This is a genomic window from Sporosarcina sp. ANT_H38 (genome assembly GCF_008369195.1).
In the GTDB taxonomy this organism is placed as follows: domain Bacteria; phylum Bacillota; class Bacilli; order Bacillales_A; family Planococcaceae; genus Sporosarcina.
In genome coordinates this window covers 2,557,979-2,582,179 of the sequence record NZ_VOBC01000001.1, presented here as the reverse complement: position 1 = coordinate 2,582,179, position 24,201 = coordinate 2,557,979, and the positions used below count along the sequence as shown (strand labels likewise).

The 24,201-nt window shown below is 39.5% G+C and carries 19 protein-coding genes; 11 read left to right on the top strand and 8 right to left on the bottom strand.

Annotated features, from left to right (window positions below):
* Positions 1-37: 37 nt before the first annotated feature.
* From FQ087_RS12095 to FQ087_RS12085, 3 genes are all read right to left on the bottom strand, one after another.
* The gene (locus FQ087_RS12095; protein WP_149580677.1) at positions 38-1,105 is read right to left on the bottom strand and encodes an acyltransferase family protein; all 1,068 of its coding nucleotides are present in this window, start codon (positions 1,103-1,105) and stop codon (positions 38-40) included.
* A 497-nt stretch (positions 1,106-1,602) separates the two neighbouring features.
* Positions 1,603-2,631 carry an NADP-dependent oxidoreductase gene (locus tag FQ087_RS12090; RefSeq protein WP_149580676.1) on the bottom strand — a complete coding sequence of 343 codons (1,029 nt, stop codon included), beginning with the start codon at positions 2,629-2,631 and terminating at the stop codon, positions 1,603-1,605.
* Between the two features lie 187 nt (positions 2,632-2,818).
* Entirely contained in the window at positions 2,819-3,274 is a 456-nt protein-coding gene (locus tag FQ087_RS12085) for an S-ribosylhomocysteine lyase (protein WP_149580675.1), read from the bottom strand.
* Between the two features lie 204 nt (positions 3,275-3,478).
* Between FQ087_RS12085 and FQ087_RS12080 the strand changes: the two genes are divergently transcribed.
* Positions 3,479-4,822 carry a Na+/H+ antiporter NhaC family protein gene (locus FQ087_RS12080; RefSeq protein WP_149580674.1) on the top strand — a complete coding sequence of 448 codons (1,344 nt, stop codon included), beginning with the start codon at positions 3,479-3,481 and terminating at the stop codon, positions 4,820-4,822.
* A gap of 125 nt (positions 4,823-4,947) precedes the next feature.
* On the opposite strand, the gene FQ087_RS12075 is transcribed toward FQ087_RS12080, so the two are convergent.
* Positions 4,948-5,844: a hypothetical protein gene (locus FQ087_RS12075; RefSeq protein WP_149580673.1), complete on the bottom strand. Its 897-nt coding sequence runs from the start codon at positions 5,842-5,844 to the stop codon at positions 4,948-4,950.
* 229 nt (positions 5,845-6,073) lie between these two features.
* Here FQ087_RS12075 and FQ087_RS12070 point away from each other — a divergent pair, with 229 nt between their 5' ends.
* Complete coding sequence (locus FQ087_RS12070; RefSeq protein WP_255452251.1) at positions 6,074-7,459, top strand: S41 family peptidase; 1,386 nt, start codon at positions 6,074-6,076, stop codon at positions 7,457-7,459.
* A 92-nt stretch (positions 7,460-7,551) separates the two neighbouring features.
* Here the strand turns inward: FQ087_RS12070 and sda are convergent, their stop codons facing one another.
* A complete protein-coding gene (sda, locus tag FQ087_RS12065; RefSeq protein WP_149580671.1) occupies positions 7,552-7,692 on the bottom strand; it encodes a sporulation histidine kinase inhibitor Sda in 141 nt (46 codons plus the stop codon).
* A gap of 942 nt (positions 7,693-8,634) precedes the next feature.
* On the opposite strand from sda, the gene FQ087_RS12060 reads away from it, so the two are divergent.
* Entirely contained in the window at positions 8,635-9,384 is a 750-nt protein-coding gene (locus FQ087_RS12060; protein ID WP_149580670.1) for a hypothetical protein, read from the top strand.
* A 54-nt stretch (positions 9,385-9,438) separates the two neighbouring features.
* Here FQ087_RS12060 and FQ087_RS23055 read toward each other — a convergent pair whose 3' ends face one another.
* Together FQ087_RS23055 and FQ087_RS12055 are read right to left on the bottom strand one after the other, a co-directional pair.
* Complete coding sequence (locus tag FQ087_RS23055) at positions 9,439-9,573, bottom strand: hypothetical protein (protein WP_255452250.1); 135 nt, start codon at positions 9,571-9,573, stop codon at positions 9,439-9,441.
* Positions 9,573-10,868, bottom strand: a complete 1,296-nt coding sequence (locus FQ087_RS12055; protein ID WP_188006711.1) for a tetratricopeptide repeat protein — start codon at positions 10,866-10,868, stop codon at positions 9,573-9,575. The genes FQ087_RS23055 and FQ087_RS12055 overlap by 1 nt, the downstream gene beginning before the upstream one ends.
* A gap of 372 nt (positions 10,869-11,240) precedes the next feature.
* Here FQ087_RS12055 and FQ087_RS22440 point away from each other — a divergent pair, with 372 nt between their 5' ends.
* The 3 genes from FQ087_RS22440 to FQ087_RS12045 all read left to right on the top strand — a co-directional run bounded on the left by FQ087_RS22440 (position 11,241) and on the right by FQ087_RS12045 (position 13,236).
* The gene (locus FQ087_RS22440) at positions 11,241-11,411 is read left to right on the top strand and encodes a hypothetical protein (protein WP_188006710.1); all 171 of its coding nucleotides are present in this window, start codon (positions 11,241-11,243) and stop codon (positions 11,409-11,411) included.
* A gap of 155 nt (positions 11,412-11,566) precedes the next feature.
* Positions 11,567-11,995, top strand: coding sequence for a VOC family protein (locus FQ087_RS12050; protein WP_149580668.1), 429 nt, complete (start codon positions 11,567-11,569; stop codon positions 11,993-11,995).
* 689 nt (positions 11,996-12,684) lie between these two features.
* On the top strand, positions 12,685-13,236 hold the full coding sequence (locus tag FQ087_RS12045) for a DL-endopeptidase inhibitor IseA family protein (protein WP_149580667.1): 552 nt from the start codon (positions 12,685-12,687) through the stop codon (positions 13,234-13,236).
* Between the two features lie 79 nt (positions 13,237-13,315).
* On the opposite strand, the gene FQ087_RS12040 is transcribed toward FQ087_RS12045, so the two are convergent.
* The gene (locus FQ087_RS12040) at positions 13,316-14,473 is read right to left on the bottom strand and encodes a polysaccharide deacetylase family protein (protein ID WP_149580666.1); all 1,158 of its coding nucleotides are present in this window, start codon (positions 14,471-14,473) and stop codon (positions 13,316-13,318) included.
* 630 nt (positions 14,474-15,103) lie between these two features.
* Here FQ087_RS12040 and FQ087_RS12035 point away from each other — a divergent pair.
* The 5 genes from FQ087_RS12035 to FQ087_RS12015 all read left to right on the top strand — a co-directional run bounded on the left by FQ087_RS12035 (position 15,104) and on the right by FQ087_RS12015 (position 24,059).
* Positions 15,104-16,180: an extracellular solute-binding protein gene (locus FQ087_RS12035; protein ID WP_370456055.1), complete on the top strand. Its 1,077-nt coding sequence runs from the start codon at positions 15,104-15,106 to the stop codon at positions 16,178-16,180.
* A gap of 169 nt (positions 16,181-16,349) precedes the next feature.
* On the top strand, positions 16,350-17,420 hold the full coding sequence (locus FQ087_RS12030) for an ABC transporter ATP-binding protein (RefSeq protein ID WP_149580665.1): 1,071 nt from the start codon (positions 16,350-16,352) through the stop codon (positions 17,418-17,420).
* A gap of 12 nt (positions 17,421-17,432) precedes the next feature.
* Positions 17,433-19,154, top strand: coding sequence for an ABC transporter permease (locus tag FQ087_RS12025; protein ID WP_149580664.1), 1,722 nt, complete (start codon positions 17,433-17,435; stop codon positions 19,152-19,154).
* Between the two features lie 34 nt (positions 19,155-19,188).
* Positions 19,189-20,706 carry an argininosuccinate lyase gene (gene argH, locus FQ087_RS12020; protein ID WP_149580663.1) on the top strand — a complete coding sequence of 506 codons (1,518 nt, stop codon included), beginning with the start codon at positions 19,189-19,191 and terminating at the stop codon, positions 20,704-20,706.
* A gap of 476 nt (positions 20,707-21,182) precedes the next feature.
* Entirely contained in the window at positions 21,183-24,059 is a 2,877-nt protein-coding gene (locus tag FQ087_RS12015) for an S-layer homology domain-containing protein (protein ID WP_149580662.1), read from the top strand.
* Positions 24,060-24,201: the final 142 nt, after the last annotated feature.

The following is a 24,201-nucleotide window of genomic DNA, read 5'->3' as shown; positions in this document are numbered from 1 at the left end:
GTGGGCGATGAAGGCCCCCACTGATTAAAGATTAACTTTATGGGATTGTTGCTGGATTCGCAGTGGATTTTGTTTTTTTTGGTGAGAATCCGCCGAGGAATAATTTTCCGTGTGGCATCAATTTTTGAATGAGAATGGAAGCAACGACTGGAATGATTAAACCGAAAGCTGTGAATCCAATAATGCCATACGTGAAATAATCATTTAGTAGAATGTCTGTAAAGATGTGCAAGTACATAATGGTTAGTGAATGTTTTTCGATTTTTTGCAGCCATTTGAGTGACATTCGAGAGGTGATGAGTTGAAATACACCAATCAAAACAAGCGTAAATGACAGTGGAATGAACAAATCTAAAATAAAGTGTTCATAACGTAAAAATTTCATGCTTAAATGATAGTCAATTATATTAAAGCTATCAAGTAAAACCGCCATTACACAGCCAAACAATCCCGCAATTAACCATCGTTTCGTAATGTTCATCCAAATGGCCTTCATATAATAACCAAGTGCAAAATAGACGACTGTCATAAGAGCAACATCGATGTTCCAAATCATTGGAATCGATTGCGAGGCTGTATCGGGCGCACCTCCAATTACGCGCATTGCAAACAAACTTTCAATATGGGCAATTATATAAAAGATAGCTAAAATAGCGATTTGTTTCGTGCGACTAAAGTATTTTGTCATCCATAAGAAGAACAAGTAGGTAAAGAATAACGTCGTTACAAACCAGAACACACCGTACGCACCACGTGCAAAACGCCCTCCGATAGCAAGAGTCCATAGATCATTTGCATACCACGATAAATCCCTATTGCCTGAACCAATTTCTATCCCATAACGAATGAGCGTTATGCTTACTAGGAAAAATAAATAGGGAACAATCAATTGCATAAAGCGTTTGTAAATGGAAAGTGTCATTTGTCCTTTTTCTACAACTGGCTTAAAGAACAAACCACTTAAAATGAAAAAGGCTGGCATGTGAAACCAATAAATATACTTGGCAAGTGGAAAATCAAGTTGTCCTGGGTAATGACCTATGACGACAAGAATCATTAAAAACCCTTTGGTAACATCCACCCAGGATAAACGTTTTGTATTCATAGACAAGCTCCTCAAAAATTAAACGTATATCTATCATACAGCCTATTTACAGTTTTTAGCGGTTTGTAATACTATTGACTCAGTATTGTAAGAGAAGAGGTATTACTTGTTAAAAATGTAAAATAAGATTACGGATAACTGATTTATAAAAAAGTTAAAAAGAGAAAACCATAAAGAAAGCATCAGCCGTCAAAATTGTATCTTTGGCGGCTTTTCTCCATAGATGCCCCTCTATTATTTCGTCCCAAAGAGCTTTAGCGCTTCGTGTACTTATGCAAGTGCAGTTCGACGGGTGATGAACCACAATACGATTACCTAAAAAAATATGTAGGAATGCGACAAAGTCACATCCCTACATATCCAGACATCGAGGTAATCGTATAGAAGTCATTCTATCCAAAGCAATCCAAAGGCAACTATATACGTAGCGCCAGTAGATGCTTAAGTTAGTCACTGGTTACTTTTGGTTAACCTACAGACGTGACAACATAAAACGATTAAAGTTCCGCATATTCAGGATCAGCAACTTTTACAAGCTGCTTACCAAGGTTCGTTCCTTTGAATAAACCGAGAAATGCTTCTGGTGTATTTTCAAAGCCTTCAACAATTGTCTCCTCGTATTTCAGCTTACCTTGTTGTAGCCATGTACTTAATTCAGTAGCTCCAACACTGAAATTAGCAGCGTAATCTCCGAGTGTGAAGCCTTTCATAAGTGTGCTTGTTTTGATCATAGCTGACTGGATGCGGGGGCCTGAATCTTTACCTTCCGCATTATAGGAAGAAATTGCTCCGCATAATGGAATTCGGGCATTCCTATTTAATAATTTAAAAACAGCATCTGAAACGTCGCCGCCAACATTATCGAAATACACATCTACTCCGTCTGGTAGGGCATTTTTAAGGTCTTCTTGAAAATTATCTTTTTTATAATTAACAGCTGCATCAAAGCCAAGCTCATTTAGTAAGTAGTCAATTTTTTCATCTGAACCGGCAATGCCTACAACTTTGGCACCTTTAATTTTAGCGATTTGTCCAACTACTGAGCCAACTGCTCCGGCGGCACCGGAAACGACGACGGTTTCACCTTCTTGCGGTTTTCCGATATCAAGCAATCCAAAATAGGCTGTTAAGCCCGTCATGCCCAAAATCCCTAAATGGGTAGAAACAGGAGCCATTTTCGGATCGACTTTTCGGATTTCTCGTTCACTGGCTACAGTGTATTCAGCCCAGCTAAGGTTTCCAACTACCACGTCACCTTGTTTGAAGGCGTTTGACCGGGATTCAACTACTTCGGCTACGACTCCTCCAACGATGACCTTATTTAATTCAAATGGAGCAATATAGGACTTGGTATCTTGCATTCTTCCGCGCATGTAAGGGTCAACGGATAAATAAAGTGTCCGTACTAAAATTTCATTCTCATTTGGGGAGGGAACTGAACTCTCCACAAAATTAAAATCTTCTTTCGAAGGCATTCCTTTTGGACGATTAGCCAAGTGAATTTCTTGTTGTTTACCCTGTGTCATTGTAGGACCTCCTCTATGTTTGCCGAATTAGTTGGCACAACAAAAGCCTAACACTTATGAAGTATTAGGGTCAAAGATTCAGTCTAAAGAGGTTGCCCGCAAATTCAACTTTTGGACAACCTCATTTTAGATTTTTAGATACCGAACTTTAGCGTGAAAATCAGTAAGGTACGTGATTTATTACCATTTAAGCGCGGAATGGGTCATCACTTAATCCCCCTGCAAGGACCAACTTTGCATACTCTTGCGCTGCGAACAGTGAATGGTCTCTATAATTGCCACATTCGAGTGCAGAAACGGCGGGAATGTGTTCAGTTGTTACTACCTTCTCGAGAACTGTTGTTAAGGCAGCAGCGACTTCCTTAGGCTCGTGCTCATTCCAAATGATCATGTAAAACCCTGTTCTGCATCCCATCGGCGAGACATCAACGATCCCCTTTAGTTCGTCCCGTAAATAGGTAGCAAGCAAATGTTCTAGCGTATGAACAGCTGAAGTTGGCATTGCGTCTTGGTTAGGTTGCAAAAATCGTAAGTCGTATTTTTGAAGAGTGCTTCCTGTCTCGTGTTGTTCCGTTCCAGCTAAACGTACATAAGGGGCTTTTACTTTCGTGTGATCCAATAAAAAACTTTCCACCACTGCCATTTCACTCATCCTCCCATGTTTGTCATCTAATCTATCACAACTCAACCAGTAAAGTAAACAGACTTATATCACAATTCAGAAATTAATGGAGACCGAGTTGACATCGCTAAGAAAGCAAGATACGATAGTCATCAGCAATCCATATAGAAATACTATGTTTTCAGTAAGTTCTGGGATTTCGGCAGGCTACTAGGAGGAATATTTATGACGAAACTTAAAGTGAAAAAGGGAAATCCCTTTGCGCTTTTCCCATTACTTGTTTTTGTGTTGCTATTTATCGGCACGGGAATTTTTACAAAAGACTTTTCAAATATGCCATTGAATGTAGCGATACTAATTGCAGCGACTATCGCTTTGATGATGAATAGAAAAGAAACGTTGTCCAGTAAAGTGGAGACTTTTACAAGAGGCGCAGGCCATCCGAATATTATATTAATGGCTATCATCTTTATTTTAGCGGGCGCGTTTTCGGCAGTTGCTAGTGGAATGGGGGCAGTTGAATCTACTGTTAACCTTGGCTTATCGCTATTACCTACGAATTTGTTAATGGTTGGTCTGTTCATTATCGGTTGCTTTATTTCAATTTCGATGGGAACGTCAATGGGGACGGTTGTTGCATTGGCACCAATTGGTATTGGGATTGCGAGTCAAACGGGTATCCCACTGCCATTGGCGATGGCTACTGTAATCGGTGGTGCTATGTTTGGTGATAACTTGTCGATGATTTCAGACACGACAATTGCGGCGGTTAGGACACAAAATGTAAAAATGAAAGACAAGTTTAAAGTGAATTTTTTAATTGTATTGCCCGGAGCAATCATTACAGCGCTAATTCTTGGCGTAATCACACAAGGGAACACAGCAACTATGAGTGGAGACTATCAGTATAATTTATTGAAAATACTCCCTTATATCGCTGTTTTTGTGGCGGCGCTATTAGGAGCACATGTGCTGGTCGTATTGGTGGGTGGAACAATTTTTGCAGGAATTATCGGGATGATTGATGGATCCTACAGTTTCGGTGTTTTTTTACAAACAGTTGCTAAAGGAATCATTAGTATGGAGGATTTAGCAATTATTGCGATCTTAATCGGTGGCGTCGTTGAGATTATCAAACATAACGGCGGTATTGATTATCTGTTATATGTCATTATGGGCAAAATTAAATCGAAAAAAGGGGCTGAGTTTGGGATTGCTGGTTTAGTCAGTATGACCAATATCGCCACTGCGAATAATACAATTTCAATTATCATTGCAGGTCCTTTAGCAAAAAGTATCGCTGATGAATATGATATTGACCCAAGAAAGTCAGCTAGTTTGCTTGATATGTTCGCAAGTAGTTGGCAGGGGATTTTGCCTTATGGGGCTCAAATGCTTGCAGCCGCTGGACTAGCTGCTATTTCACCAGTTAGTATTATTCCTTACTCGTTTTATCCGGTTTTAATCGGGATTTGTGGAGCTGTTGCTATTTTAATCGGTTACCCGAAATTTCGACAGAAAGATCACGAAGTAAAAACAGATGTGACTTCGACAGTTGAGAAGAATTAATGTAAGTTCCTAATTTTTAGTTGTTGTAATAGTGTCTGAACTAAGTTGGTGACTGTGAACAAGTCAATTCGAAAATGCAAAAGAAAGTCAGCCAACTTTGAGAGTTGGCTGACTTTCTTTGTTGATTATTCTACCTTGGAAATTTCACCGAGCTCCAAGTTATAATAGAAATTTTCGTCTGCTACTGTGACGAGAACATTGATTTTTGTTGGATCATCTTCGTTTGGACGATAAAATAAAAGACTTTCATTTTTTGGTACCAGTAAATATTCGGTACCGTCTTTATTGCGATAACGCTCGCCTTCAAAGTGCTCTGCAATTTCCGATTCAAGCGCGTCTTTAGTTGTTGTGATAGAGATTGTTTCAACCCAGTCATCGTAATAAGTGACGACCAGTTCTTTTGCAGGGTACTGCTGATTCCAACCCGTATGCATTAATTCGTCAGGGCCTTCTGATTCGGGGTTGCCTAGTGTGGATTTTACTTCCGACGGATTATCGCCTTGTAGAATACCGTAGATTTGGAATTGATCATTTTTCATCTGAAACATTGGTGCTTGTCCTATAGAAGTAGATTTTTTGTATTCGCCGCTAAGTTTCAGTTCAGATCCGTCTGTAATTTCGTTACTAATGGTTAGTTTGAGCATTGAGCCGTTCATCTCAATTGTCATTTTGCAGTCCGCAATAGGTTCGCAAGTGGCTTGAGCTGTATTCCCGACAATTTTCCCAGTACCCTCATAGGTAAGTGATACCGGAGAAGCGTTTTCAGTAGTTGGCTGTGAGCCGCTCATTTTGTAGTTGAATTCAGTTTCATCGTTATCCGTAATGTGTAATGTACCGAGTATCGTGTCACTGAGGAAAATCCAATCTCCTTCCCAAGCGCTTTCAGAGACGGTTTCACTTGTTGGTGTCAGATTTTCTACTGGATCAGTTTTACCCTCAGGTATCTGATCTTTGTCAGGGCTGCATCCTGTAGCAATGAGTGTAAGAAGTAGCATGCCCATTCGTGGTATCCATTTTTGCATAGTGGGACCTCCAATAATTGGGTAGTAGTGCTTCATACTATACAGCACATTAATGTCAATTACATGGTAGATAAGTTGCAAGTGAAGTACTTGGGCTGCATCTTTGGATGTTGCTTAGGTATTTTTTTATTTGAAACTCGTTATCTGAATAGTTATTATTTGCCTTGGTGACTGGTACATAAAAGCGTTATACTAGTAGAAACTGGAAAAGAAAAGAGGGATGAATATCGTGAGGATAAACCTGAAATTATATATGTTTTTAGTAGCTATGCTATTTGTATTTCTTCCGCAGGTAACATCTGCTTCAGCGGAACCGCTTGATGAGGTCCGTCAATTGATTCGGGACTATTATGTCGATGAGGTGCCGGAATCGGTGCTGTCGAAGGGGTCAGTTAAGGAAATCACGCAATATCTGGATCCCCATTCTGTCTATATGAGCGCGAAGGAGTACCAAGGATTCGTGGATGGAATAGAGCAGAGGATTGTTGGTATCGGTGTTGTACTTGAAGAGGATTTGAAAGGCATAAAAGTCATTTCAGTTATTCCGAGTGGACCTGCAGATCGCGCGGAAATACAGTCGGGCGATTTGATAACGCATGTAAATGGAAAAAGTATCGTAGGGAAGTCGATTCAGACAGCAATATCGTTAATTAGTGGAGAAGAAAAAACGATGGTCACGTTAACGATTAAACGGATTGGTCAAGCGGCTCCCTTTACGAAAAAACTGACGCGGGAAGAGATTATGCTACCGAACGTTGAATATGAAATGCTTGGTGGCAATATCGCATACATTCGCCTGAATAGCTTTGCGTTGGAATCCACGAAAGAAATGGACAAAGCAATTCGATCATTAAGTGGAGCAGATGGGTGGATTGTTGATTTGCGAGATAACGGTGGCGGTTACATAACAGCTGCACAGGACATTGCAGGATTCTTTCCGGGTGTTGGAAATGCGTTTCAATTACGGGAAAAGAATAGTAAACCGAAGACTTATCCCTCAACTTTTCAATCGAGTAAATTCAATGGACTGACGCATGTTTTGATAAATGAATACAGTGCGAGTGCTTCGGAAATGGTCTCTGCAACAGTGAAGGAGCAGAAAGCGGCTACTTTATATGGTCAAACGAGCTACGGTAAAGGCACGATGCAAGCGATGTACGGATTTGATGACGGCAGTGTGTTGAAGATGACGACTGCAAGATTTTATTCACCAGGTGGTGAACCTGTAGATCAGGTAGGCGTTAAGCCGAATGTCCTAACCAAAGTAGGGAAGGAACTCGAGGGCTCCCATCGTGATCAGTTACTTATGAAGTTGAAGGGATATAAAAAGCTTCCTGAACTTGTGAATGTCCCCATTACCAAAAAGTTTACGGTTGAAATGAACACGAAAATGAATTGGAAAAATATCGATAAAGCAGCGGTTCAGCTCATTCAATTGGGAGAACAAGAGACTGAGGCTGTTATAGAAGTTGTGAATGATAAAACAATTACGATCGTTCCCAAAAATCCTTTGATGGCGGGAAGTAGATATATACTCGTTATTCATCCATATTATAAAAACGTGCAAAATAAACCGATGAAACAGGGCATTTACGTGGAAGTGTCGGTCAAATAGATAGCACCGGGTTTCATCGACCTTAGTAACTAGTAATACTGATGGAACCGGGTGCTTTTTATAAAAAATCGACTTAAAGGGAATTAGAGGGATCAAGAAGGCAATTGAGCTGTATAGTGTAAAGAGCGCCTACGAATTTCCGCTTCTAATAACTGAATAAAGTCAGGGCAAAGATTGATGTTTTTTGCTTTGAAATAAGATTCAATCAACAAGTCGTCCGATAGTTTGCTCATCCGAGATTACACCTCCAATAATATAGATTATGTGTGCTAATTTGAAATGTGCTCGCATAGAATGGTGGGTAACAAGCTTGCACTCTTAATCTACCAAAGATTAGGTGTAAGAACAATCGTTCTTTTGTCCACAAGTAATGGTGGATAAGTTGTGGTTAACATGTTTGTAATGGATATAGAAGTATAGGGAATGATGGGTATAACGTTAATAACCTTATCCACATTATTTTGAAAACTCGAATTTTGTCGAAACATTCTTTTTTAAAATTTTTGAAATGGACACAATGACAATTCTCGATATAAATATGAATGTGCTAGTAGTGTGAGCAATATAATTTAACTATTTATGCGTTTGAATCAATTTCATAATAGGGTTATAAAGCGTGGAAAACGAACAATGTTGATTTTCGCTTCAGGTGGACGCTTTCCGCGGGCACGGCTTCAGCCAATCGAACAGCGCAGGGTTCGATTTGTAATAATTTCTGCGCCTTTCGCAGAAATTTTACATCCACTGCTCCCACTGCTCTCAACGCTTCGCTTTTGGTCGCAAAAGCCGTCCTACGTGACGTCTCTTCCTGTGGGGTCTTCAGCTCGCGCTGTTCCCGAGGCTTACAGGATGTAGGTCATGCAATCGTTGCCGCAGGACGCGGCGAACTTAGGTTGCCAAGTCGCCACCTTCCGCTACAATCAACGAGAGTAGTCCGAAATATTGACGGACAATGAATTGATAGATGAATTACATTGTTCGTCTTTACACAAGAAATAAGTAATTGTGAAATTGATTCATCTGTCTTGATTATTAGAGACCCCCTATGTCATTTTTATGGCTTGAGGGGGATTTTTTCGCCTATTGGTGTTAATGCGGATTTTTAAGCATAAATAGGGAGCTTGGAAGAATAGGTTAGTGTAATTGAGCCATACAGTGATACGGGAGGGGATAGATTGCACTGCACAAATTGTGGCTGGAAACAAAGTGAGGGGAAGTTTTGTGCAATATGCGGAATAGTTTTGGGCCATGAAATATCTGAGATGAAGCAAACGAGGAGTGGAGCGAAGGCAAGCTTTGATACAAAGCCAAATGAACACATCCAAAAGTTGAAAATGGTAACCAAAATGCACTGGGAGTACTCTCTAAACTACTTGAAGCATCCTTCGAAAGCATTGAAACAAGATGAAAAGGAATTTATGAACAGCATGGTTAACATTATTATTCTTGCGGTTTTCGTAGGCCTTGCATTTTCATTACTCGACTCATTATACGAAGTACCATTTTTCTCGACGTTAGGCAGTGCGCTGTTATTTGTCCTAATCAGCGCGGCAATTGTCAGCGGTTCTGTGTGCCTAACTATTAAATTTCTCGGATCTGGTCAATCATTCAAAAGTATCGTTGGTATCTACGGAACTCACCTTATCCCATCCACTTTCCTCGTAGTAATCGCATCGATTTTGCTCCTATTAAAAGGATATACATTCGGAAGCTTTCTGCTATCATTTGCACTTCTATTGGCATTCCTCATTGTACCGCTATATATCCTAATACTATTATTAAAACAAGAAGAAACGATGCTGGATCCTCTGTATTGCGTCATCGTCTATATCACCATTTTTGGAATTGCTTTTTCCATATTCCTTATTCTTTTGGGAGACTCCGGAGCTGGACATATAATGAGCCGGTTATACTTATTGGTTTAACGATGAAAATAAAAAAGGGAGCGACTCGATTAAGAGCTGCTCCCTTTGTTGTGCTTATTTTAGGTGATCAATTGTTAAGTTTGATGTTCTAAATAATTTAGGTACCTGATCTTTAGTTGCAAATGCTTGGTTATTACCAACTCCGCTAAAAATTACCACTAATAATAAAATAGATAAAAGTTTTTTCATTATAAATCCTCCCATTTTTTTATTTTTCTATAAATATAACCGTATCTATTTGCTTCTTGATAGTAAATAGAGGATAGTTTATACTTTCGATTATTGTAATACCATTCAGCTAATGCAATTGAATATTTATGGACATATTGATAGTCCTGTATTGATTTAAAGTATTCAATCGCTTTTTCAGTGATGATTTCGGATAAACCAGTTTCGCTATGGAGCGATTTGAAAATATTAAAATGATGATAATACGATGTGAGATTCTTGTCCTTTAGTCGTAAGAACTTCGATATTCCTTTGTCACACCACTCATTAACAAGTTGTTTATTATTCATTTTTGAATACTCGACGACTAAATTAAGAATGGAAATAAGAGGGCTATCTTCGTCACTTTTAAATTCGATACTTTTTTTATAGTAATAGATTGCATCCTCACTATTACCCATTGTCCCATATAATGACCCTAAATTATGGTAAACGATTCCCTTTTCTAGATGTAAATTAAATTCGTCACATATTTGCATAGCTTTTAGATAGGATTCTAACGCATCTGGAAATTGTTCGCTTTTCTTGCGGGTTATTCCAATAAGTATATAACAATCTAGTACTCTTTTCATAGAGAAATTTTCCCTGAAATATTCGAGAGCGTTTCTTATATACTCAATGGAGGCAAAGATACGACTATCTGCTGTGTAAATTACTCCAATCATATAATTCAATTCAGCTTTTTCCCAAATCTCTAACGAAATATCGTCTACCAATGACAACGCATCTTCGAAATATTCAATTGATTTATTGCGATTTTCTGTCGAATAATAATAGATGGCCTTATTTACTTTATATAAATACATTTGATGTGGATTAAAATTTTTGCATAATGCTTCAAGATCATCAATTTCTTTTTTCCGTTCATCTAAATTTGAACCCAAAGTAATTCGAAACCTTAGGACAATCAGAAGATAAGTATAGTAAAGCGTTTGATTTTCAAATAGTGGACTATGCTGTTCTAAATACACTAGTTTTTGTTTAGTGAAGTTTTCGTCACGATTTGTAAGTACTTCTTTGTAACTATCTTTCAACATTTTCTCGAAATCTAATTCCTTTTGCTGATCATTTTCCTGTAACTTTGATGCATCAATGCCTAAACGATTAAATAATAATGTGACGATGTCCTCACTTGGGAAAATTAAATTCCGTTCGATTTTAGATAGGTATGAAGGTGTGCAGATACCCTTTGCTAATACCAATTGCTTCATTTCTTGTCTAATCCGTTCTGCCCTAATTAAGTGACCAACTTTCATTAGCGAATCCCTCTCTTTTACAGCATAGTACATATGTAACATTTATTATACCATTTAATTGTGAGAAATTAATTACTGAAACACTTAAAAATTGAATGATTTCGAAAAAAATGTCCCAACCTATTTGGGTATTACTCTAGTCTTTTGCGTGGTATGTTTAGTTCAACAAGAAAAGAGTGGAAATGCACATGAGAATTGAAGATGTTTATACTGATAGGCTCGTTAAAGTTGAGAAAACCAGAAATAGTGATATAGGTATTAATCAACATAGAGATAAAAAAGTTTGGGTTCGTAGTTTCGAAATGATTTCCAGTAAGCTAAATCGAATGCGTACTTTTGTACCATTCTTTCGAGGGGAGTGATATAACGCCCATGGAAACGACAAACGATCGATTTGATGTTGAGTGTAAAGACCTACAATTATATACACTAAAAATAGAACTGATGGAGTTTCTTTATAAGATGAAATCAAATGGATTTTTGGAATCAGTGGAATTCCGTGATATTCCAATTGAACTTGAACAGATTGAATCCAAGGGTTGAAAGGGACTAGTCAATCCTTTCATAGACAAAGCGAATTGTGTGTGAATACTAATCACTTACACTTGCTTAGTGAAATAGTAAATACTGGTTTGAATTTTGTTTGGGAACAGAAGAATGTTATTATATAGGAACAATAATAACGAGGAGTGATCATGATGGCTGTTGATATTTATCTTAATTTTAACGGTAATTGTCGTGAAGTGGTGGAGTTTTACGCAGAGGTTTTTGGGACAGAAGCCCCGAAAATTATGACTTTCGGAGATTCACCACCGAACCCTGAATATCCACTTCCTGAAGAAGCGAAAAACTTGGTTATGCACACTCGGCTGAACATTAGCGGAAGCAATATTATGTTTTCAGATGTATTTCCTGGAATGCGTTTTATAGAAGGAAATAACATAAGCCTCGCGTTTGTTAGTACAGATCAGGATGAGGTTAAATCTGTATTTAGTAGACTGAAAGAAGGAGGCAACGTAGGTATGGAGCTTCAAGATACATTCTGGAGCAAATCCTACGGCCAAATAACGGACAAGTTTGGCATTGAATGGCAACTTAATTATGACGATGGAGAAACTGTTATGTGATTTGAAACAAATTCGTTATAATGCCAGATCTGTTGATTAACCATTTATTTGCATAAATTACTGGTGACAAGGGTTTGATAACCTCCATTTTCATTGGACCATTTTTGGGTACTTTAGTACGTTGTACAATGCGTTCCTTGCTTACTTTTAGTGAAAATAATGCATCGAAGCTGGTGTTGCCTATTAGAAAGTGACGCTTCATTAAAATAAATATGGCAAAACTATAGAGAAAGCATCAGCCGTCAAAATTGCATCTTTGGCGGCTTTTCTCTATGTGAAAAGCCAGCTATTCTTTCGTTCCCGATATTTTCAGCACTATGTGTACTTAAGCATTTGGAGCGCGACGGATGAAGGACAACCATACGATTACCGGAAAAAGTGTGTAGGGATGCGACAAAGTCGCATCCCTACACATCCAGCCATCTCGGTAATCGTACTAAAAGTCATTCAATCCAAAGCGCTCCAAAAGCGTTACTATACAATTAGCGGGTTAATCACCAGAAGTGTTATCATGCATTAATATGTTAAACGCAAGGCGCATATTTCAAAGCGCATTGCGTTTTTTTGCATTCGATTGACAGTCTCAAAATTATTTTATCATTCAGCACTTATCACTGTCTTCTCCCGCATATATTTTATGGGTAGGACTTACATTTGAAACGATAATCATAACAATAAGAGAGGAGGGCATGGAGTCGCAAAAAATTTGGCTGCTCGGCGTATCTTTATTGCTGCTGTTATGTACTGCATGCCAGCAATCCAGTAACGAAGAGATACAAAATAATGAAGTTCATTCGTCGAAAGCGGTGGAGATAGCGGCAAGTTGGGCCACAACGGCAAGTCTTGTGCAGGCAGGCGGCGTCTATAAAGAAGGAGAATATACGAGGTTCAACTATAAAGGCGAGACATACCGCTATATGGCCAGCCACTTGGATACGAAGAAAGAAATGAGGGCTGAACTCGAGAAGTCGGTGACAAGAAAAGTTGCGAAACAGTTCATGAAGGAACAAAATTTCATTAAGCACAAAAGGAAGTTGGCGCAAATAGAGGTCGACGGGGAATCCCTTCTTCAATGGGGAGAGGCGACGGCTGAAGTAGTGAAATCCAAAAAGAATAAATATGTGTTCGAAGTAAGTGTACCTGTGGGTTATACGGGTACACTTGATAAGTTCGAAGTTACGTATGAATATGTGAAAAAAGTAGGTTGGCGTATAAGTAAGCTACCGGAATATAAGAAATAAAAAAATGAAACCTCTCCGCAAGTTGGGAGAGGTTTCATTTTTTTATGAAGAGCTAGCGAGTGTCAGCCGGCAGAAAATTTTATCTTCCCTGCAATTTTTCCGCAAATTCCTTCAAGTTCATGTTGGAGTGAATGCGCTGACGTTTTAGTTCGAAAAGGGAATCTCCTTGGAAGACATTTCCTTCATCTATTGTATAAGCGCTGGTTATACCAGATGATCGAAGGGCATGAATCGCTGCCAGACTGCGTTTTCCATATGGATATGCGTGGGCCATGACTTGATAGTCGTTGCCAATAATTTGTTCGATGGAGTGATTCGCTTGCTGGATATCCTCAAAAATTGCCTGTTCTGATTCGTATTGCAAAAGGCTTAAATTCGTAAAAGTGTTGAACATATGGAATAGATGTGTGTGATTTTGATAGGAATAGACGTCTTGTGTTTGAATGATGTCCATTTCTGAAACCACACCCTGCCGATCAATACGACTTGTAATCAGGAACGAGGTGGCTTGGAATCCGTGATTTTTCAAAATAGGATATGCCAAGTCGATTGTTGACTTGTAGCCGTCATCGAATGTGATAAGGACTGATTTCTTTGGAAGCGTACCCTTTTTTACAACCCAAGATTCCAGTTGTTGTGGGGTGATCGTGGTCCAGCCGTTTGCCTTCAAATAGTCCATCTGCTCTTTAAACTTAACGACTTCTAATGTGGATGCATTTTGAGTTGTTTTGCTACTTACAAGATCGTGATACATCAAAACAGGGATACCAGGATTGATTGCAAGGTCGTTCTTATGTATATACCCCGTTTTACCACCTATTAAGACGGGGTAATAATTACCCTTTAACCTCTGGACATTAATCGTCATGTTCGGTTGGATCTGTCCGATGCTCTTTGCTTTAACTACTGGGCGATCCAATACTTGCACAGGTTTTGAAGTTCTAGCTCGAACTGGATGTGCTGCCTTCCAGTTATTCGGATGATCTTTCGTAATTACGGCTTTCTTTTTCGAGAACTTAACTTCATCATTTCCAATCACTGTGTGATAAAAACGGTTCGATTCATTCATCACGGTGTGCGAAGTACCTTTCGGGAATACAGCAACCTTCTGGTATTCATCGAAAACTGGAGCGGTTTCGGTAATCTTAATCGATTTTACATTTGATGCTCCGGATGCTTCAGTGGAAATTGGAAATGTGGCAATAAATAATATCAATAATAGAATAAATTTCTTCAATTTCAAATGTGCCCCTTTTGTCTATTTTCTCTCATTACTATGATAGATACAAAGGGAAGAAGTAGCAAGGAATAGTTTAATTTGACCATCAACATAGAATAGTCAAAACTTATCAACAAAAGTGGTGGGTAACATGTGATTAACTTGTTAGAAATGTTAATAAAGACAGAAAAGTAAGACGCTGGATTGTTGGTAACTTTATCCACAGTATGGAATTATGCGGAATTTATCGAAAAGTATCGGAAGTTATAGTATCGTACAAAATCATGATGCTAGATATGTGTATTGGGCAGATATACAGTAAAAAAGTGTGAAGAAAGTATCGATTTTAACTAAAAATAATTGAGATTTAATAATGTCTGGAGCTTGCTTTGGAGAACTACATGGCATTAAAGACGGACATTCCAATCTATTGGAAAAGAAGAATGTAGCCAGCATTTCGCCTGAAAACTGGGACGGCTGCGAAAATTGCTATTTAATATTCTAAATAGACTAATAAATTTGACTAGAACTCTTTTCCAATTTAGACTTAATTTATATGTTTATAGCAGAAGAAGCATATAATGTCAGTGATATGCTTGATCGTTTAGTAATTTGCAATAGTTCATATATCAAAAGGGGGGATTTTGGTTGAAGAAAAAAGGGGTTTTTAGTATGTTGCTCGTACTACTTCTTCTAGTAGCTGGAGCTTGTAGCGCCGACAAAGGGGATAGCGGTACTAAAACGGACGATGCCGTGAAAAAAGAAGAGGGCGGGTCAGGTAAGCTCGTTATTTACACGGGACGTGATGAAAGCGTTGTTGAAAAGGTCGTTGGGATGTTCAATGAAAAATACCCGGACATTCAAGTGGATAATTTGACGATGGGGGCACAACAAATTCTTGAGCGTGTCCGTGGTGAAAAAGCGAATCCTCAAGCGGACTTCTGGTGGGGCGGTACACAATCCGCAATGATGGTGGCGGCGGATGAAGATCTGTTAATGCCATTCAAGCCGTCATTTGACTCTGCCATCGCGGCTGAATATAAAGATGCTGAAGGCAGATGGTACGGGGAAATGCTTTTGCCAGAAGTAATTATGATCAACAGCGATGTGTTAACACCTGAAACAGGTCCGCAAGATTGGGATGATTTGTTGAAGCCAGAATGGAAAGATAAAATCGTTATTCGCGGAGTTCTAGCTTCTGGGACGATGCGTACAATTTACTCATCAATGATTTATCGCCAAGGTGCGGATGATCCTGAAAAAGGTTATGAATGGCTTAAAGGCTTAGATGCAAATACGAAAGATTACGCACAGGATCCAACGAACCTCTATTTAAAATTGGTTCGTCAAGAAGGAATTGTTTCTCTATGGAATTTGCAAGATATCCTGTTGCAAAGCAAGTTGAACAACCAACCATTTGACTATATTTATCCGAAGAGCGGAGCGCCGATTCTTGTAGATGCGGTCGGTATCGTCAATGATGCTAAAAATGAAGCAAACGCGAAACTGTTCTACGAATTCCTCTTTGATCCGGAAGTGCGTGCAGAGCTTGCGGAAGAATTGTATCAGATTCCGACACGCTCGGATATTGCCAAAGAAGATATGCCGGATTGGTACCAGGACCTTGACCTGAAGGCGCTCGATATCGATTGGCAGGTAATGGCTGACAAAGAAGCGGAATGGATGGAGCATTGGGATTCAAATATCAAAGGTAAAGGGAAGTAATTGTAGTTAAAAGATATTTATATGTTTTCAACATGGAATAGAGTCTAGCTCCAGGCGCCAACCCCTCGGGGCTGGACGGCGCCTTACGCTTTTCACTTAGACCTCGGGTTATCAATCTCGGGGTCTTTCCATTACATAGAGTTTAAATTTGAGCAAAAGGGGTGACGAGATGAAGGGTGTCCGATTAAAAGAGGTAACGAAGACGTTCGGAAAAGTCCATGGAGTGAAAGAGTTGAATATTGACATTCAACCTGGTGAGTTTTTCACGTTTCTTGGCCCAAGCGGATGTGGAAAGACGACGACGCTCCGTATGATTGCTGGTTTTTATTACCCAACTGAAGGAAAGATTTTTTTCGATGACCGTGATGTAACGAGGTTGCAACCAAATAAGCGAGACATCGGCATGGTGTTCCAAAACTATGCACTTTTCCCGCATATGACGGTGGATGAAAATATTGCGTTTGGCTTAGAAGTGAGGAAGTTTTCGAAAGAGGATATAAAAGCAAAAGTGGATGAAGTGAGGGGCCTTGTGCGACTCGAACAATACGGCGAACGGAAAATCAATGAGCTTTCCGGTGGTCAACAGCAGCGTGTCGCATTAGCTAGGGCGCTCGTCATTAAACCGGATATTTTACTGTTGGATGAACCGTTATCAAACTTGGATGCTAAGCTGCGAGAAGAAACGCGTATTGAAATAAAAAGGCTGCAAGCGGAACTGGGTGTGACGACGGTCTATGTTACACATGATCAGACGGAAGCGATGGCGATGTCTGACCGCATTATGGTGATGGAAAACGGATATGTGCAGCAAATTGGCACGCCGCAGGAAATTTACAATCGTCCCATGAATAGGTTCGTTTCATCTTTCATTGGCGAATCGAATACGATAGAAATGACCATTATGTCAATCGACGGTGAGAAGGTTGTCGTGAAAAATGAGCATGGTGTCACGATGACGGGACTTCTTAGCAACAGCTCTCCGCTTGCTCCGATGAATAAAGGGGAAACGATCCACGTGTCAATTCGACCGGAATCAATTCTTCAAGGCGATGGGGAAAACACGCTGACAGGAGAAATTACATTTGTTGAATTCACGGGTTTAAGCGTCAATTATATAGTGAAAATTCCGGGGGTTACGCTTAAGGTAATGATCATTAATGCAGGCGGAAAACTGTTGCAAATCGGGGATTCTATCCAATTAAATATCCCGTCTCGAAGCCTTTACTTTCTTGGGGAATAGGGGGGCTAGTAAATGAAAAAACAAACATTTCACTCGTCGCAAGATGGTTTGTGGGCAAGAATAACTCGTTCTCCTTCATTTATTTATGTCCTTATTTCACCATTATTTCTTATCTTGTTCGGATATGTTATTTTTCCATTTTACCAAACGTTCATTCAAAGCTTCGGCAGTGAGACTGGACTGAATAATTATAAGAAATTTTTCAGCTTAGAAAGTACGTCCAATCTGGAAGCACTCTGGACGAGTGTGTATATTTCGGTTATAAGTGTCATTACTTGTGCGATTGTCGGCGTATTAATGGCTTTCCTACTCGAGCGATATGACTTTCCGGGGCGTCGCATGCTATCTGTTCTCGTCCTAGTACCAATGGCTTTGCCACCGCTCGTCGGTGTGCTGTCGTTCACATTTTTGTATGGGGAAAGTGGGATTATTCCACGTGGTATCCAGCATTTATTCGACTTAGAGCAAGTGCCTTTTAAACTAAAAGGGGTATGGGGAGTCATTGTTGTTCATACATTTACAATGTATACGTATTTCTATTTGACTGCTTCAGCAGCGATTAAAGGGCTCGATCCGTCACTCGAAGAAGCGGCGACAAACCTTGGTGCTAGTAGACTTCGGATATGGCGAAAAGTTATTTTGCCGATGCTGACGCCTTCGATTGTGGCTGCGGCGCTTCTCGTGTTCATGATTTCGATGGCGTCATACACGGCACCGCTTATTTTTGGAGTGGAGCGGACGATGACGATGCAAATTTACTTATCGAGGACGAACGGTAACTTAGATATGGCCGCTACACAATCGACAATATTATCATTCGTATCAATTTCATTTTTAATCATCATGAGGTGGTACCAGAATAGGCGCAATTACCAAAACTTGAGCAAAGGAATTAGTGTCCATCGTTCTGAAGTGAAGTCGAAGGCCATGAAAATAGTTTCTATCATTCTATCATTTTCTGGCGTTATCATCTTGTTGTTGCCAATTTTGACGCTCATTCTTATATCGCTATCTGTGGATGGTACGTGGACGACTCAAGTGTTGCCACCTGAATATACGTTTGACCATTATAAAGCATTATTTACAGATGAACGGACGTGGCGACCGATTTGGAACTCGTTGCAAATGGGCTTTGTCGCAACGCTCGGTAACATCGTGTTCGGTGTCGCAGCGGCGTATGCGATGGTAAGGCTTAACTTCAAAGGGAAGACATTGCTTGATATTTTAATAATGGTTCCGTGGGCGCTTCCGGGTACCGTTGTTGCGGTGAATTTGATTGCAGCATTCAGTGAAGAGAATATTTTCGCGTTCAATCAAGTCTTAATCGGGACGTTCTGGATATTGCCACTCGCTTATTTCATTCGACATTTGCCTCTTGTTTTTCGCTCGACATCTGCTTCGTTAATGCAGATGGATCAATCGATTGAAGAAGCTTCGCGAAGTCTCGGCGCAGGTTGGTGGATGACGTTTCGGAAAATCGTTTTACCATTGACATTGACGGGGATTTTAGCGGGAACACTTCTTGCGTTTGTTCAAAGTATAGGTGAATTTGTGGCGTCAATTCTTATTTATAGTACATCGACAATGCCTTTATCGGTTGCGATTTTTCAAAAGATGTATGCATTTAAATTTGGTACGGCCTGTGCATACGGCGTGTTGCAAATCATTTTAATTCTCATTGTATTGACAATTTCTGAGAAGTTGTCTAAAGGGACTGCTGGTTCGGCGATTTAATTACTTAATTCCTATTGAGAGGATGGACTACCTAATGATTAGGGACTTCAAAGATCGTATCAATGAGGCCGAGGGGGAGGAGTTCCCGTCAAAAACATATAGAAAAATGGTTTTGCAACCTGCTTATGATGAAGCGAAGAAGTACTTTTTACATTCAATGATTCAGATCCATACCGCACATTTAAAAATGTTGGAAGAACAAGGTATTGTCAGTCAGGAAGATACAGTAGCGATTGGGAAAGCAATCCATGCACTTGATGTGGATTATTACAGTACGGACCATTACAATCCGTTATTTGAGGATCTCTTTTTCCGCATTGAGCATGATTTGATTGAAGATGCGGGAGAAATTGCGGGGAATCTGCATATTGCACGAAGTCGCAATGATATGGGAATCGCAATTTATCGGATGACGTTGCGTAAAAAACTACTTGAACTAATGAGTGAGATGCTGGCGTTAAAAGATGCGTTGATTGCATTTTGTGAAGAGCATGTAGATACGGTGATGATTGGCTACACGCATACGCAGCAAGCGCAGCCGACAACGCTCGCTCATTATTTAAAGGCAGTTATTGATCAGCTAGGGAGAGATTTCAAACGTGTGCAGTCGGCGTTTGGAACGGTGAATCGAAGTAGTATGGGAGCGGCGGCACTTACAACAACGGGTTTTGCAATCAGCCGTGAACGGATGCGGGATCTGCTGGCGTTTGACGATATTATCGAGAATTCATGGGATGCAGTGGCGGGTGCGGATTACATAACGGAATCGGCGAGTGCAGTCCAGTTGTCTGCGTTAAACTTGGGGCGTACTGTTCAAGACTTTCTGACATGGGCGACGCAGGAGTTCAACGTCTTCACATTGGCTGATCCGTATGTCCAGATTAGCTCGATTATGCCGCAAAAACGCAACCCGGTTTCTATTGAACATATGCGTTCTTTACTATCCGCGGTCGTGGGTGATACAAATACAGTATTGACGATGGTGCATAACACGCCGTTCGGGGATATTGTTGATACTGAAGATGATATGCAGCCTTTCTTGTGGAAATCGATAGACCGGCTTATCGGGATTTACCAATTATTCGGTAGTGTTGTTTTGACAATGAAAGTGAATAAGAAAAAGTTGCTCGAACGGGCAGAGGGTAGTTTTGCAAACGTGACAGAACTTGCGGATACACTGGTCCGTTCAGAGAAGAGTACGTTTAGACAGTCCCATTTAATCGTCAGTAATTGTGTAAAGGCGTTGGTCATGGCGGGTGAAGAATCGTTGATGAGTCTTACTTGGGAACTGGCAAATGATCAGGCACGGCTTGTTTTGAATAAAGATCTGACTATCACTAAAGAGGATTTCTACTCTACATTACGACCGCAGCATTTTGTCGCTATACGGACCATTTACGGAGGACCGTCCGCAGAAACGATGAAAGCTTCACTCGAACACTCAAGAGAGTTTGCGAAAGTTGCGATGCAGTGGCTCAATGAAAAAGAACATGCGATTCTAAATGCGAAAATTCAGTTGGAAACATTTAAGTTAAACTGGAGTAAGGCATAATATCTAAATAGTAAAACACCCTTTCTTCTATTAGAAAGGGTGTTTTCTATTATATTACATTAGCGGAAATAATATTTAAATCTAGTAAATAAACCATGAAAGTATATTTAAAAAAATATATGTTTCTAGTAAAATAAAGTTAGATTATCCCAAGATATGTGATACACTGTTTTTGGGTCCAAATAACGGGTATAGAATAATATAGGTGAATTAAGCGGATATCATTCCTAGAAATGGTTGATTCTGTTGAATTTATCACCTATATATTTATATTTGTAATCTATTTTGGTATGTATGTATCTATCTTGATTTTAATCTATTAATCTAGTTCTTGTGGTATCCCCCTATTTGGATCCTGATAGATTTTTTCTAAATATGCCAAGATAAGGGTATAACAAAAAATGTAAAAGTTTCACACTATGAATTGATGTTTTTATAATGCAATTCAATAGTACTTAAGAGGAGGAAATTATATTATGTCTAGCAATCAATCAGTGAAGTATAAGAAGTTTGTAGTAGCGGCTGCATCAGCTGCTCTAGTAGCATCAGCATTAGCACCGGTGGCAAGCGCGAAAGAATTCACAGACACAAAAGGCAACACACACGAAGTGGCAATCGATGCACTATCTGATGCAGGTGTTATCACTGGCAATTTAGACGGTTCATTCTTGCCAAACAAAACGTTGACTCGTTCTGACGTAGTGAAATTGATGGGTAAATGGCTTGTTACTCAAGACTATAAAGTGCCTACAGACTACAAAACTAACATGCGTTTCAAAGATTTGACATCTTCATCAAACGATGAGCTATTGCAATATGCTGCAATCGTTAAAGACAATGGCGTATTCAACGGAAGTGACGGTCGTCTATTGGCTGGGGACAAAATCACTCGTGAAAACATGGCAGTTGTTATTGTTCGTGCATTCGACAAAGTAAATGACATCGACCTTGTAAAATACGTTGCAGCTCAAGACTTCAAAAAAGATGTTACTGACCTAGGAAAAGCGAAAGCTGAAGCACGTCCAGCAATCAACGTTCTTGATTTCTTCGATATCACGAACCCGGCTGCACCAGCTTTCAACCCAAAAAATACAACATCTCGTGGGCAGTTTGCTACTTTCCTTTACAAAACAATCAACGCAGACTTCTCAGCTATTAAAGCACCTAAAGTAGATCAAGTTGCAGTAGATGCAGCAGCTGAACAAGTGAAAGCTGGAGCTGTAACTGTTGCTCGCGGTAACTATGCAACTGACGCTAACAAACTAGCAGCAGTACAAGCATATGTTACTTCACTTGTAACTGAAAAAGACGTAGTCTCAACAGTAGTTGCTGGTAAAACTGCTGGTGAATATGCTGTAACACTTACTAAAGGTGAAGCAAAAGCAGAGAAAACTATCGCTATGACATTTGACTTTGCTGCAGATGATCGCTTTGTTACTGAAGTTAATGCATTGAACGCTACACAAGTTGAAGTTAAATTCAGCACAGCTGTAGATAAAGCTTCATTGTTTACAGATGGTAAAAGTGGTGCGTTCAAAGCTACTGTTACTCTATCTTCTTTAGATACAGTAGCTGCTGGCACAAGTACAGGAAAACTTAGCGCAGACGGAAAAACGCTAACAATCACGACTCAAAATGCTCTTTCAAAACGCTATGATGTTGTCGTTGACGGTTTGAAGTCAGTAACTGGTGCAGCATTCGATAAATATGAATCTACTATTACAATTGCAGCTGATAAAACGGCTCCGACAATTCTTGGTACAGAAAAAGTTTCTGCATCTAAAGTAAAAGTTAATTTCTCTGAACCAATGAAAGCTTTCACTGGAGTTACATTTAAATATGCTGACGGTTCAGCTGTTACTGGCGTTTCAGGTAATATTGCTGCAGGTGCTGAAGAAGTCGAATTTACAATGACTGAGGATGTAAATGCAAATAAAGAAATTATTGCAACATTCATCGGGGCACAAGACCAAGCTGGTAACTTAATGACTCCGAACCCAGCTACTGTTTCATTCATGAAGGGTGCTGTTGATGGAGTTGCGCCAACAGTAACTTCACTAACTGCAATCAATAACAAAACTGTTGAAGTTACATTCTCTGAAGAGCTTGCTAGTAATCCAACTCTAACGGGTATTGATGGAACCGTTACTGTGTCACAAGACTCTACAAACAAAAACAAATATATCGTAAAAACAAACACTGCACAAAGTGGTTTGAAAAACGTAACAGTAACTGCAGGCTATAAGGACTTAAGTGGTGAAATCGGTGCAGTTTATTCTAAAATTGTTAACTTTGATGTTGATACTAAAGAACCGAAAATCGTATCTAACAAAGTTACAACTTTTGAAGGTGTAGAATATTTAGAACTAACATTTGACGAAGCTGTAGAAACTTCTGCAACATTGTCTACAATCAATGTAACTGGATCAAAAGTTTCTAACTTTGTAACAACTCCATTTACAGCTGTTTCTGTACCTGTTGCTAAATTTGTTCAAAACTCATCGGACAAAAAAGTATATCGTATCGCTTTAGCTGACCTACTTGGTGAAAATGATACTAAAGGTGCTGCTTATGAGTTAACAATTAAAGGACAAACAGCTTCACCTGCAACTGATGTAGCTTTAGTTACAGATATCAGTGGTAACCTTGGTCCTGTATCTACAAAAGTAAATGTTACACGTAACGAAGATGGAACAGCAGTAACAACAAACAAACCTGTTCTTGATGCAACTGTTGGTACGAATGGTATTCTAGTTAATGCTGATAAAACGATCACTGTAGGATTTACAGTAGGAGCTGGTCAAGAGCTTGACGGTGCTTCTGCAACAAACGTAAACAACTACAAGTTTGACGGAGCGGTTGTTAAAACAGCAGTTCTAAGCCCTGCAAATGCTGGTAAACAAGTAGTTACTTTAACTCTTCAAGCTGATTCTAACCAATTCACTGGAGAACGTAACGTTGCAATTAGCGGTGTTCAATTGAAAAATGGCTTGGTAATGGAATCCTTTACTACTACTGAAGTATTAACGGAAAACGTTGCTCCAACAGTTACTTCTGCTAAATTGACAGATACGAATAAAGTCACTCTTACTTTCTCAGAGGCTGTTAATACAACTGCTGGTACTTCTGATTTTGCACTTCTAATCGGTGGAGCTACTGTTGCTGCAAATGATGCAATGACTACTGCTACTGCTGAAACTGGGGTTAAAACAGTTGTCTATACATTAGAGACTTCTGTATCAGCTGCAAACATCACAAGTGGTTTATCTCTTAAAGCACTATCTACTCTTGATATCAAAGACGTAGCTGGAAATAAACTTTCAGTACCTGCAAATATCTTAGTAACTCAATAAGATTGCTAATACGAGTTCCAATACAATTTAAGTAATATTCTACTTGTCATAAGTGGATGTTAATAATATGAATCGGAAAATCCACCCAAGTTCATTGTGATCTGGGTGGATTTTCTTTCTGTTTAAAAAGCCGGAATAGGCT